The organism is Arthrobacter sp. B1805 (genome assembly GCF_002929745.1).
Taxonomy (GTDB): domain Bacteria; phylum Actinomycetota; class Actinomycetes; order Actinomycetales; family Micrococcaceae; genus Arthrobacter_D.
The window spans coordinates 52,105-64,823 of sequence record NZ_PJIQ01000003.1; the positions used below are offsets into that span (position 1 = coordinate 52,105).

At 60.4% G+C, this 12,719-nt stretch carries 7 protein-coding genes and 1 pseudogene; 2 read left to right on the forward strand and 6 right to left on the reverse strand.

The features are described from left to right. Positions 1-571: 571 nt before the first annotated feature. Positions 572-1,573: a S1C family serine protease gene (locus CXQ96_RS04415; RefSeq protein ID WP_258058858.1), complete on the forward strand. Its 1,002-nt coding sequence runs from the start codon at positions 572-574 to the stop codon at positions 1,571-1,573. A gap of 181 nt (positions 1,574-1,754) precedes the next feature. On the opposite strand, the gene CXQ96_RS04420 is transcribed toward CXQ96_RS04415, so the two are convergent. Continuing rightward, positions 1,755-4,871 carry a DUF3427 domain-containing protein gene (locus CXQ96_RS04420; RefSeq protein WP_104117034.1) on the reverse strand — a complete coding sequence of 1,039 codons (3,117 nt, stop codon included), beginning with the start codon at positions 4,869-4,871 and terminating at the stop codon, positions 1,755-1,757. 184 nt (positions 4,872-5,055) lie between these two features. Between CXQ96_RS04420 and CXQ96_RS04425 the strand changes: the two genes are divergently transcribed. Next, positions 5,056-6,753: a nuclease-related domain-containing DEAD/DEAH box helicase gene (locus tag CXQ96_RS04425; RefSeq protein WP_104116836.1), complete on the forward strand. Its 1,698-nt coding sequence runs from the start codon at positions 5,056-5,058 to the stop codon at positions 6,751-6,753. On the opposite strand, the gene CXQ96_RS04430 is transcribed toward CXQ96_RS04425, so the two are convergent. From CXQ96_RS04430 to CXQ96_RS04445, 5 genes and pseudogenes are all read right to left on the reverse strand, one after another. Continuing rightward, positions 6,740-7,819 carry a hypothetical protein gene (locus CXQ96_RS04430; RefSeq protein ID WP_104116837.1) on the reverse strand — a complete coding sequence of 360 codons (1,080 nt, stop codon included), beginning with the start codon at positions 7,817-7,819 and terminating at the stop codon, positions 6,740-6,742. The two genes, CXQ96_RS04425 and CXQ96_RS04430, sit on opposite strands and share 14 nt — an antisense overlap. 2 nt (positions 7,820-7,821) lie before the next feature. Beyond that, positions 7,822-8,529, reverse strand: a complete 708-nt coding sequence (locus CXQ96_RS04435) for a DUF6308 family protein (RefSeq protein ID WP_104116838.1) — start codon at positions 8,527-8,529, stop codon at positions 7,822-7,824. 829 nt (positions 8,530-9,358) lie between these two features. Beyond that, entirely contained in the window at positions 9,359-10,627 is a 1,269-nt protein-coding gene (locus tag CXQ96_RS18590; RefSeq protein ID WP_308662539.1) for a hypothetical protein, read from the reverse strand. Beyond that, positions 10,625-11,143: pseudogene (locus tag CXQ96_RS18770) on the reverse strand (DEAD/DEAH box helicase); the annotation flags it as partial. The gene CXQ96_RS18590 and the pseudogene CXQ96_RS18770, both read right to left, overlap by 3 nt. 752 nt (positions 11,144-11,895) lie before the next feature. After that, complete coding sequence (locus tag CXQ96_RS04445) at positions 11,896-12,717, reverse strand: hypothetical protein (RefSeq protein ID WP_104116840.1); 822 nt, start codon at positions 12,715-12,717, stop codon at positions 11,896-11,898. Between the last annotated feature and the right edge of the window lie 2 nt (positions 12,718-12,719).

Below are 12,719 nucleotides of genomic sequence, written 5' to 3' on the forward strand. Positions count from 1 at the left end.
CGACGTTGAAGGAACCTTGGGTGCTCGCAGGACCTCGAGGGCGGTGAGGTCGGGGAGGCATCGCTCGAGCACCGGGAGTCGTCTCATGTCCGCGCGGAGCATCCATGTTTCACTTGGCAGCTCCGGCGCCTGCGCGACCTAAGCTCCCCGCAACAGAATCACGTAGTACTCGAATATGTGCATTCCCTGGACCTGGGTACCTGCCAGCGCCTACCTTGATGCCACTAGGGCCGCGGTCTTCGCCGGAGGCCGCGTAGTCAGGAGGCGCACGATGACGGACACAAGCGCTCGTACGAAGCCATTACTACTGAGCACATGTGTAGTTCTTGCGCTCACCCTAACCGGATGCGTCGTGGTGAATCCCGGTCCGACGAGCGGTAGCGCGACCACAGGGCCCGCTGAAGAACCTTCAACGACCACTCCGCCGTCTCTCGCTGACCCAACAACAGATCCGCCACCCGAATCTCCTCCCACGTCTGATCCTCCTGAAACGCCTCAGCAGACGGTCGACCCTACGTCCGCTCCGACCCAGACCTCGACATCGGGAACCTGGCCGGAGACTGTTGCGGAGGTGGAATCCGGTGTCGTGCAATTCAGTGTCACGAGGTGTGACAGCAGTGGAACCGGCTCGGGCTTCCTCATCCGCCCAGATCTCGTCGTCACTGCAGCGCATGTCGTGGCGGACGCCTCAGCGGTTCAAATATCCCTACCAGAAGGCACTGTCGCGGGGTCCGTGCTAGGCATCAACGAACTTGCAGATCTCGCTCTCGTTCAAACAAGCAGATCCCTGGACGGGCACCAATTCACGTTCCTGCCCGCGGATCCGCCGCTTGGAACGGAAGTGGCAGCACTGGGCTACCCGCTGGGCGAGCCCTTAGGGTTCACTCGAGGATCGATCAGCGGACTGAACCGCGAGATCGACTTCGGTGACGGCCCGATTGAGAACATCATCCAGACGGATGCGGCGATTAATTCGGGAAATAGTGGTGGCCCCCTTCTCACTCAGGACGGTCAAGTGGCAGGCATTGTCAGCGCTATCAGACGGGATGGTGACGCTCGTGCTGAAGGAATCGCCTATGCGGTGTCAGGGTTCAGGGCTGAGGCTGCGGCCGAAGAATGGCAGGAGCGGCCAGCCCCCCTTGAACCGGTCGACTGTGGCAACGCGCCAGCACCGGAGGACGGATTCTTCCCCTTGAGCGTTCGGTCGAACCACGACCAGGCTCAGAACATCGGTCAGGCGCTACTCCTCCATGGTCAGGGGATAAATTTCGGCGCCTACCAAGCTGCGTTCGACCAGTTCACCCCGGAGCTGCAGCGCTCTTTTGGCGGCCTCGAGGCCTGGAGTGATCAGCTCGGCTCGTCCTTCTGGCGTGGACTCGAGGTAACTGCGGTCGAGGGATCGGGAGACTCCCTTACAGCTGATGTGCGCTTGTTGACCGAGCAGGACTCGGAACACGGCAGGTTAGGTCAGACCTGTTCGGACTGGAGGATTCGGTACTCGATGGTTTGGAACGGCGAGGCGTGGCGAATCGCCGGTTCGAATCTGCCAAACGGCGAACCCGCCGCGTGCTGACAGTTTGAGCATCTTCGCGAGTTGCTGAAGAGGAAGGGTCCGCAAGGAATGCACAACAATAGTCGGGCCCAGCAAGCACACAGCGGCTTCGGTGACAAAGCCCCGACACCGACCGGGAGTCTAATGTCTTCTACAGCATCTGTAATCGTAAGCTCAGACAGCCGGACTGCCATTACTGCCATCACTGCGCCACTGCAGCCGCCTCCGCAAATACGTCTGCCGGCATGGGGCGGTGCAGCTTCCAAGTGATCGCGATCGGCTTCTCTCCCAAGTGCTGAACATAGTCCACCGCGCCGAGGCAGGTATACGGCACCGCGAGGCCAGTCTCGTCCTCCGCGGTGGGCCGCGTGAAGATCAGAACATGAGACCCATGCCCTTTCCGGTCGAGGTACCGTCGTCCAGTCGGGCTTGAGGGCGACGTCGCGTTCTGAGATTCCCAGTGGAACAGCTCCGGACTGATTGCGTAGTCCTTGTACATCGTCGATGCTGAATGATTCTTGTCATCCTTATTGAGCGTGACGAAAAAGGCGTCCGTGGAGGTTTGAGGACACCAGGCAACGCCCTCGCGGTGCTGCACGTTCTTTCCCGCCTCGAGGGAACCGTAGCTTAGTGCGGCGAGTATTTCCTCTCGGCGGTAGGTCGCATGTGACAGAAGTGGAATATGCTGCAACCCCAAGCCGAGGCCTTTGCCCGCGTACCGCGACGTCGCCACCCCAAGCTCAATCAACTGCTGAATTTCGCTGCACACGAAGCGGTATTGGCGAAGGTAGCTAAGCCCCGCGTCGTACGTGGTGAATCCTCCGCCGTCGTTCCACAGAGTGTAGAACAGCATTCGCGCGAAGGTCTGCTCGCGCGGACCGAGCTCGGTGTAGGGCGGGCACGACGGATCAACGAGCTTCGCATACGCGTCTCCGCGCTCGGGATCATCGACGTGCAGGAAGCGCACCATTCGACCGAGAAGCTTTTGCTCGTCCGGAGTGGACAGTGCGAGGATCTGCTGCCCTACGCCGGCTTCCACGAGGGAGCCGATCAAGCCGGCCTGGCGTAGGTAGCCGGTCCAGGAGTCCTTGGTGTTCCGATACAGTTGCTTAAGGTCATTGCCGGACTTCTCGAGATACGCAGCCAAGTTCGTCTCGCCGTAGGAGGCGATGTCCTGCACGAGTTGCTGACGATTGAACCGCAGCTGAGACCTGATGTTGTCGAGGACGACCTTCTGAGCAACACGATCGAGGATGATCTGTGATCCCGACGGAAGGTATGGGAAGTCGTCTTCCACAGCTCCCTCAAGTTGCTTCCGCCCGTAACCGGTGAGGGCTCGGTACCGGAGGTCGAACCGAAACTCACGACGTTGTTGACCGATGAAGTCCAATACGGTGAGTACAGACTTCCCTTCGGCTCTCCTGAGTCCACGGCCGAGTTGCTGGAGGAAGACCGTGGAGCTCTGGGTGGGACGCAGGAGGAGCACTGTGTCTACCTGCGGTAGGTCAAGGCCCTCGTTGAAGAGATCGACCGTGAAGAGACAGTTGATAGTGGAGTCTCGCAGCTGCGCGAGGGCGCGCGCTCGCGCAGCGTCGTCGGTACCCCCATCAATGGCAAGCGAGCGGATGCCCGCCCGGTTGAAGACCTCTGCCATGTAGTGCGCGTGCTGAACTGATACGCAGAACCCGAGCGCGCGCATGTCGTCGGTATTGGTGACTTTGTCTCGCAATTCCCGAATCACCTTCGCTGCGCGGGCGTCGTTACCCGTATAGAGGCGGTCCAGCTGTGCAACGTCGTAGTTGCCGCGCTTCCATTCCAGCTGGCTGAGGTCGACGTCGTCCGACACTCCGAAGTAGTGAAACGGCACCAAAAGGTCAGCGTCCAATGCATCCCAGAGGCGAAGCTCGCTCGCAGTCCGACCATCGAAAAACTGTTGGGCCACGTCCACGCCGTCGCCCCGTTCGGGAGTGGCCGTCAGACCGAGCAACTGCTGAGGGCGAAGATGGTCGATGAGACGGCGATAGCTTGGCGCCATGGCATGGTGGAATTCGTCAATAACGACGACGTCGAAGGAATCTGATTCCAGCGTTTCGATCCCGCGCGAAGCGAGCGATTGCACCGATGCGAAGACGTGGTTCCACTGTGTTGGCTTGTTGTCTCCCACGTAGAGCTCGCCAAACGCGCCGTCCTGCATCACGGTGCGATATGTACTCAGCGCTTGCTTTAGAATCTCCTGCCGGTGCGCCACGAAGAGCAGCTTGAGGCGCCGACCCGCTGCTTGGCAGAGACGCTGATAATCAAGAGCGGCAATTACGGTCTTGCCGGTGCCGGTTGCCGCGACCATGAGGTTCCGCGAGTGGCCCTTAAGTCGTTCAGACTCGAGATCCTCGAGCATCTCGATCTGATGCAGGTACGGCTCTAACTCAAGTCCAGTTGCGGTCTTCGGTGCGCCGGTGCGGCGACCACCGTTGCGATCGAGCGCCGCATCAAGTTTGTCGCCGTCCCGCTCAGGGTCGTAGGACTGGAAGGCCCGCTGTGCCCAGTAGCTATCGAAGGTCACCTCGAACTTCTTGAGGAGGTCTGGCGTGGCGACGGAACTGAGGCGCACGTTCCATTCCAGCCCGTCCACCAGAGCTGCCTTGCTCAGATTCGAGCTGCCCACGTAGGCCGTGTCGAAGCCAGTGTTGCGACGGAACATCCATGCCTTTGCGTGCAACCGCGTCGCTTGCGATTCGTAGCTGATCTTGACCTCGGCGCCGTATCGATTCACCAACTCGTCAATTGCTCGGCGTTCAGTAGCGCCCATATAGGTGGTCGTTATGACGCGAAGCTTTACCCCACGCTCGGTCAATCGCTCGAGAGCCGGGTGGAGAAGCCTGAGCCCGGTCCATCGAACAAAGGCACAGAGAAGGTCGACGGTGTTGGCGGACTCCATCTCAGCCCGCAGCTCCGCCGCCAAGTTCGGCTCATCTCTGCCGTTCGTCAGGAGCGCTGAGTCGGAGAGCGCCGTCGCTGGCCGCCGCAGATCGCGCCGCTTGACCGACTCGGGCTTGTGAAGCGCCAGGAGCTGCGACGGCCCCTCATCGACCGCCTCGTCTGCTGACAGTGCCACTAGGAGTTGGTTTGCTAGGGCGAGCCGCCGCTCGGGCTCGGCCTTGAGCAACGCTTCACTCATCACTCTGGCGAGGTGCCTCGAAATGGCGGCAAGAGCGTCGCTCTCGCCTAGTGGTTGAACTGTTGCCTCGAGTTCGGCTACACCCGCTAGGCGCTCTGCGAGTACACGGGTAACAAGTGTTTCATAGAGACCCTCGGACAGCATCTGCCCGGCTACTCCCCCATCGGTTTCGTTCACCTTCTCAGAGTAGGTCCGCGGGGCGACATATTCCGGCACGCCGCCTGGTCAGTACTCACGTGATGCTTTCCAGGGTTCGAGAGAGCGCCACGGGCTTCCATAGTAGACAGCTGTTAACGAGATACTGTGCTGCTATCACTTAGGGGGAACTATGCGTTCGATTCCGGCCGAGCCTGATTTCACAGAGGCGCAGTCTGCCGAAAAGGTCATCTGGGAAAAGCTACGCTTGGACCTGCCCGACGACGCCGTCGTCGCCCACTCCGTGCAGGTGCGCGACGGCCGCGCGGAGTGCGAAATCGACCTGCTGGTGTTCTGGCCCGGCGTCGGCCTCGCTGCCATCGAGGTCAAGGGTGGCCTCGTGTCCGTCGACGGCGGCCAGTGGTACCAGTCGGGCGGCGCGGGAGGACGGCACAAGATTCAGAGCCCTGTCGTCCAGTCCCAGAGTTCGGTGCACGCATTCCGTACCTGGATGGAGAAGCAGCTGGGTAGCCGCATTTCCAGCAGGTTCGCGTACATGGCGTGCTTCCCCTATACAAAGGTCGCACAACAATGGGAAATGGCCGGATGCACGCGCACCCTGATTCTCGACGCGGATGACCTCGTCTCCCCCGCCGTCCGTATTCGTGAAGCCATTGAGCGCGAGGGTGGTGGTACCAATCCGCTGGCCACCTCCTTCATGGAGCGCATGCTGCCAAAGCTAGGGCAACTCGAATCAGTAGTTGACCTGTCCTATTCAGCTCGCGAAGCTGAGGACAACCAAGACCACCTGACTGAACGCCAGGCGATCCTCCTCGCCGCCACGCGCTCACTGCCTCGCGTGCGCTACGTGGGCGGCGCCGGAAGCGGTAAGACCTGGCTGGCCATCGAGAAGGCAAAGCGGCTGGCAAAGGAAGGCAAACGGGTAGGTCTTTTCTGCTACAACAAGGGGCTCAGCCAGCACCTCCGAAACCAAGTGCATGGCTGGCGCCAAGCAGCGCCGGTCTTCACGGGCGAATTCCACGAATATGCCCTCACACTCGGCTTGCGGGATGGAGAAGGACAGGAGTACTTCGACGAACAACTTCCTCAGGAGCTCCTGGCTCTTGCAGAGTCTCTGCCGCCAACAGACAAGCTCGACGCCGTCGTCGTGGACGAAGCGCAGGACTTCGCCCCGCTGTGGTGGCAGGCTCTGAAGATGTGCCTGAAGAACCCGGAGGCGGGCGAGATCTACGCCTTCATGGATGACCAGCAGGACGTGTACCGGCGCTGGAAGACTCACACGCTTGAAGAGGGAAGCGCTGCGCATGCCGATCTCGTCCCGATTCACATCGATGACAACCTCCGCAATACCCGCAGGATTGCGGAGACGTTCAAGGGCTTCGCTGGCCCCCACTTCAGACCCAGAGGTGCAACCGGCCTGCCTGTCCGCCGCGTGCGCTGCTCAAACGAGGACGCCCTCGATCTGGCCGGGGACTGCGTCGATGCCCTCATCGAGGAGGGCTGGGCTACAAATCAGATAGCGCTCCTCACCACGCGCCACCGCCATCCCGTGCACCAGGAACACTTCGACAACGGCACCATTGCCGACTACTGGCGTGAGTTCCATCAGGACGACGCCGAGTTCTACGGACACGTCCTCGGGTTCAAGGGTCTTGAACGCTCCGTCATCATTCTGTGCGTCAACGGCTTCCGCGATATGGAACGGGCGGCCGAGCAGCTGTACGTCGGGCTGTCCCGAGCGAGAAGTCTTCTCGTCATCGTCGGTGACGATGACGAAATTACGGCAGCTGGCGGCCGAAATCTTGACCTGGCACTGCGGAGCGCAGAGCAATGGCTCCCCGCCGCCGGCACACCGGCTACTCGGGCCTGACGTCCGCGACGACCGCAACGAGACGTCTCACGGAATCGAAGGACAGCTCGGACAGCGGTACGTTTGGGCGGCGTTTCCATTCGGACTCGCGCAGGATTGCAGCAGCGCGGTGGAACTCCTCAATCTCCTCGAGGTGTCTGAGGAAGGCGCCCATGCGAAGGTGATAAGCATTCGATCCGGCCGCTTTCGGTACTGCCGTAAAACTGAGTTCAATGGACGTTGACCTTGCCGTGTAGTGATAGACGTAGACGTGCCCGGTTGTGCCGACATCGTCCAACACGATCTGAAGGGACCCGGCCGGCACGCCCTTCTCCCGCTTCACTGAACCGACGAACGGAATACTGCGGTGCCGGGCCTCTTTGAGGAGTAGATCGAACCTGGACAGGTTCTCCGGGTCGTTGTCCCGCATCCATGAACGACATTCCTCCTCGGTCCAGCGCCCGTGGGTCCGCTCCGCCGCAGCAGTCTTAGCCTCGGCGAGTTCCTTCCCGTACGTGGTCGGTATAAGGATCTCGGTGTGCTCGGTCAGCAGCCGCTTGTAGGCGACGGCAATGACCGACGTTGCCGGTCCGGACGTCGCGTTCAGGTACTCGACAATGCGCTTAAGGTCGTCGTTGATGGCGTCCACTGCGAGAACGATATTGAAGCGCCCCTCTTCCAAGTTGGCAGCGACGGCGCCCGCGAAGTCAGGATTCGCCGAGGCGACGCTATTGGAGAGGCTTATGCCGGACCGAGCAAGCCATCGCTGCTCGAAATCGGCCAGCGGCATCCGCCAGAACGCCGAAGCGTAGTCGAACATCTGCCCGATGATCTCGCGCCGCACCTGGCGGTTTGCGGCGAGCTTGCATTCGACCAATGTGAGGCTGCCCGTCTGATCCACAACGATCAGGTCGGCAGGGCCTGCACCGGACTGCAGCTCCTTACAGGCAACGGCGTCCTCTCCTACCCCCGGGATGAGACCGGGATGGTCGGCAAGAATCTGCTGCAGATCGGCCTCACGCTCGTAGCTGACCTGCAGAGGCTCGCTCCAGGAGCCATCCAGCGGACGCACGAGGATAGAGGACATCCCTACTCCTCGGGGTCCGCTATGTCATCATCACCGTCAGGCTTGAGCCCAAGCTCGATGCCATGCATCCACAGCACGATGTCCATCACTCGCAGCATAGAGATGTGCTTCAACGGAGGCATGTCCTCCGAGGCGTTTGCCTGCTCACGGATGACTTCCAGGCGCCCCGGGAGATTCGTACCATCGGTGAGCGCCGAATACCAGGCAGACCACTGTCCTCCGGATTGCTGCAGTCCCATAAGCGGACGGACCACTGAGTCATAGATAGGTATCAGCCGTGGACGCTTACGGGCCATTAGTTTGCTTGCCCTGGTAGGACCAATGCCCCACCGCCCGTACTCCCTACCACGAAGGAGGTGCCACAGCTCGTCAGCGGGATTACCCGGCGCATTCAGCTCCTTGATGTCTGCATCCCACAGGTCGACGTCGACCGGAATCTGCCGAAGCAGATCAGTGACCTCGCCTGCGTGCTTCTCAAGCAAACCGATAGCTGCACGTCCCTTAATCTCCACTGACAGGAAGGACACAGCCACCAAATCATCGGCGGTGATCCGGTTAGCGACCTCGGTGTGGTCACCGCCTCCTGCCCAGTCATCGAAGCGGGTGCCCGTGCGAGGGGTTGTGTTGCCCTCAATAGGCCGGTAGTACCGTCTAACGAGCTCCGCTGCCTCATCAATATGCTTTGCGTCAAGGATCTCCGGGTAGTTCATAGGGCTCATTCCGATAGTTGGTGCAGGGAGAATTCTTGTCTACCGTCAACAGGCATCAGGGGCCGGGCGCTGGCAGAAATTCGGGTTTTCTACCACCACCGATGCCCGCACCTATCACTCTGGCACTCCCACTCGGGAACGCCGTAGTCAGCCACACCAGTGAATGGGTCGGTCCGCCGCTCTTCGGTAATCACACAGCCCGCGAAGACCGTCTCAGGATGAGCTTCGTAAACACTTGGTGGAACCATGCCATACATGATGGGCCAGGCAGTGTGGCCGCACATGGGACAGCTCGGGGCTTGATCCTTTTTCTCTTTCACGGTTGTCATAAGCAGAGGCTATTGCAACCCGGTGACATCTCATGTTGCATCCGCTCAGTGACTTGCAAAGCGTTTTTTGTAATTGCTCCTCGGCCTGCACCATGACAGCTCAGTTGCAACCTCAGGCAGCTGGATCCACGACCCGACCTGACCTGTTGTAGGCGCGGTTGAGGCCTTTAGTCCTCAGACTCCGGCACTTAGACGGGGGCGCTCTGCCACGACGTACGGCCGCAGGTTGGATGGTACGGACTTCAGTTCAGCTAGTAGCTCCGCTGCGGCAGCTTGCATCATTCTCCGCTCGACCCTACTCAAGCTGCGCAGATGAAGCTCCTCACACTCGGCTAACCCGTCCATCCGTCTTCTCTTAAACGCTTCCGCGTAAGGGTGAAACGTGGAGCGCAGATCATTGACGCGGTGCCCCACTCACCGCGTCCCGCAGTAACAAAGTACGTGATCGAAAAAGGCATAAGAACCTCACTCCCAGGCAAAGGAAGAGTTTTCCTTCAGAGTCACCCGATTCGCGACGCATGTATGAAACCGGCGTCATCGGCGTGCAGCTTTCCGCTTTCCTGTGCGTCCCGCACTGCCTCATTCAGCCGCTCGTTTATGCCGGCGGTAACCCGCATGCCGCCGAAGACCCGAATCGCTCTGCCCTTGAGGTCCTCCAACTCGATGCCGTGCGCCTCACGGCAGACAGCCACCATGGCATTCGCGATCTCCACCTTGCTGACATGGTCGATCTTGCGGTCGACCTCGGGCCCGTTTTCGCGATAACCACGCCATGTGTCGGAGTAGAGCCTAACAGACCACACGAAGGAATCGCTATCAATGGGATTCCTCTCCTGATCGATCAACCGTATGACCGCTGCGGCGCGCTGAGTGTTGACTTTATTCAATGAGAAGGCGGCGCATGCCAGTTTCGCCAGACGAACGGTATGGATCGGGCCTTCCGCGTCAATGATCTGCATCAGGACAGCCGCAACCAGCGCCCTCGACCGTGCCGACGACGAAAGGGTATCGAGCACCTCGATCCCGCCGAGCACCCTAGGCATCCATGGCTGGTAGATGCTGGCATTGGTGGTGCCCGTTGCGGCGGTGGTGTCCGTTGCCACCGCCTGCCCAGGGCGAACCGGTTCGAAGTCCTTCACGCGATCGCTCGCCTGTTCAATCTCCGAAACGGGCAGATGGACATTGGACAGTGGAGCAGTGGGTCCTTCTTGTTGGGGTACGCCCAACTGGGCGTCGGTTCCCTGAGCAGCCGGATCACCGTCAGGCTCCTCGGACGCAATTTCGGACCCGTCAGCGATGCCCTGCTGTGCAGACGCCATCGCGGCACGAAGGCGCTCAATCACCGCAGCGGAACCGACCAGCCATTCCGGGAGCCAGACCCGTTCCACGGCCGGCCAGCGGAGCATCCGTGACAGGACATCGGAAGGCAGTCCGTCCCGGTCCCCCACAGTTGCACGGGCAGCCCATGCTGGCGAATCCAGCAACACTGCCATCAGCGGCCGCTCCGGCTCGTCCGCGGTCGCGACGCTGATGTCCACCTTGAAGTCCGACAGACCGACGTCCGTGGTGACAGCAAATCCCTGCTCACGGAGCGCCGTGGCGATCTGCTCTCGGTGGCGGTCGATTGCAGGCTTTCGGCGTCCATCGAACGGCAGTGCACTTGGCCCGTGAGCCGCGATCTCCAGGTAGCTTCGGAGGTGCTTGACCCCGACAGACGACGTCTCCTCCGCTCGGAGGTCGGCCGGATCGAAACTGGAGAACACGATCACCTGGCGCCGGGCACGGGTGACGGCGACATTGAGTCGACGCTCCCCGCCGCTACGGTTCAGCGGACCGAAGTTCAGCGGGAGGTACCCACGGTCATTCTTGCTGAACCCCGTGGAGAACAGGATGGTGTCCCGCTCGTCGCCCTGCACGTTCTCGAGGTTCTTCACGAACAGACCATCGGCGACGTCGAGCGCGTCAGCGATGCGCGAATCCTCCGAATCACGAAGGAGCGCCTCGATGTAGGCCCGCTGCTGCAGCTTGAACGTGACGACCCCGATAGACGGCGCTACGGCGGGCGAGGCGTCGAAGCGGCGCTTGATCTCCTCGACCACCGCGACGGCCTCAACGGGGTTGGTCCGCAGGAGTTTCCCCACCCCTGATCGGTGAAAACGGCCATCCACCCGGACAAGGTTGATGCCGTACCCTCCAGGGCCTGCACTGGCCGGTCCGTGGACCGGCGCCGGGAAGGAGGACAGCTTGTTGTCGTAGTACTGCTGATTACTGAACGCGATGAGCGATTCGTCCTGACGTCGCTCTCAGCTGCCCCCAGGTAACAGTGGGTAAAATCATTGCGCTCCTCAATCAGCCTTTGTATAAATTTTTAGCCTTCTCGCTATTTCCTACACCCAAAATAAGCGAGCCCGCATCGGCATACAGCCTCTTCATCTCGCCAAGAGGAGTTACGCGATGCCCAGAAGCGGCTCATCAGGATGTGTATCGTTCCAGCGACAATTCGATGTTGCCCAACTTGTTCCTCACCCTCATACAAATGAACAATTCTCACGACGACGCAGTCTGCGATGCGGTCCGTCACTGCGCATCTTCAAAGGAAGCCTTACCGTGTTCCCTCAGTCGTTCCAGTTTAGGACTCTCAGCTCGGACGAGTCCTGCCGATTGTCCTCTCCCTCAATGTATAAACATCGAGACGCGCGGCTTCGATGACGCTCAATATGGTCGTCACACTAAGGCTTGTACTTAGGCGTCTGCGTCATCACTGGGGCCTTCTCCTCGCCGGTGTGAACACAAGACAGCGGACTTACGCCACATCCCGCCGTTTCCTCGAACTTCCCGAGGTTGTCCACGCGCGCCGCGCATCAACATTCGGCTGCCCCTACGGACTGACCGAGGCTGGGAAGCCGCTTTGACCACCTCTCCGAGGTGGCCCTCAATCCGCAGGCCATAGCGCCACCATGAGCTGGCAGCGCGGGGCGGGGACCCCACCCTGCTTCCACCTCAACATCCAGCCGACCGCCCAGCGGTACATCGACGCTTAGAACGGACTCCATTCCTGCAGACGGAACTCAAGCAATTCCTCCCAGGAACCTACAAGCTGTTTGGTAAGGTAGAGGTCTTTCAGGATTCCCTCCGCATCGTCGCCGCTCACATCGCCGAGCAGTGCCCGCGTGTTCGCACAAATTTGCTCACCGGCTTGCCTTACATCGAGTGGCGGTAGGTAATCCGGCCAGCGCATGTGATCGAGGTCGAATCGCATTCCGCAGTCCTCCCCCTCCAGGGATAGTGAAAAGTCAGCACTCACCCATGGACTCTCGGCGATCCATTCGTAGGGACAGCGTTCATGCAGGTCTTCGTGGCCAAGGTATTCGTCGTAGCCTTCCTCCACGACGCGCGCGTACTGGGGGCACTTACCGTACGCCTGCACGTACTCAACGAGCCATGAGAGCCGCTGGCCAAGGTCATCTTCCGGTCTTGAGGCGCGATATCCTGTTCCTTCGACGCCGGCAATAAGCTCATCCGGCATCAGTATTGGATCGCCCGGCACTGCGCCTGTAAGGTCCTGGAGAAGCTTGAGCTGAGTTCCGGCAACGCCGCTAAGAGGTAACAATGCCAATGCCAGCAACTCCACCGCGAGAAGCGACACTTCGCGGCTGCACCCTGCCAAGCTTTCAGCAAAATGGAACTCAAAGTCGTCACTATGCTGCCCATCCCATATCGCTTTACCGAGCTCATAAGCGGCGCTGTCTGACCAGGTTCTCGTATCCCCGTCCAAACCAGAAGATATGGCGTATGCGTCGCTCGGCAATATGAAAGATGCTAGTTCAGCAATCCGGCGAGAACAATCTTCGTCAACCACTG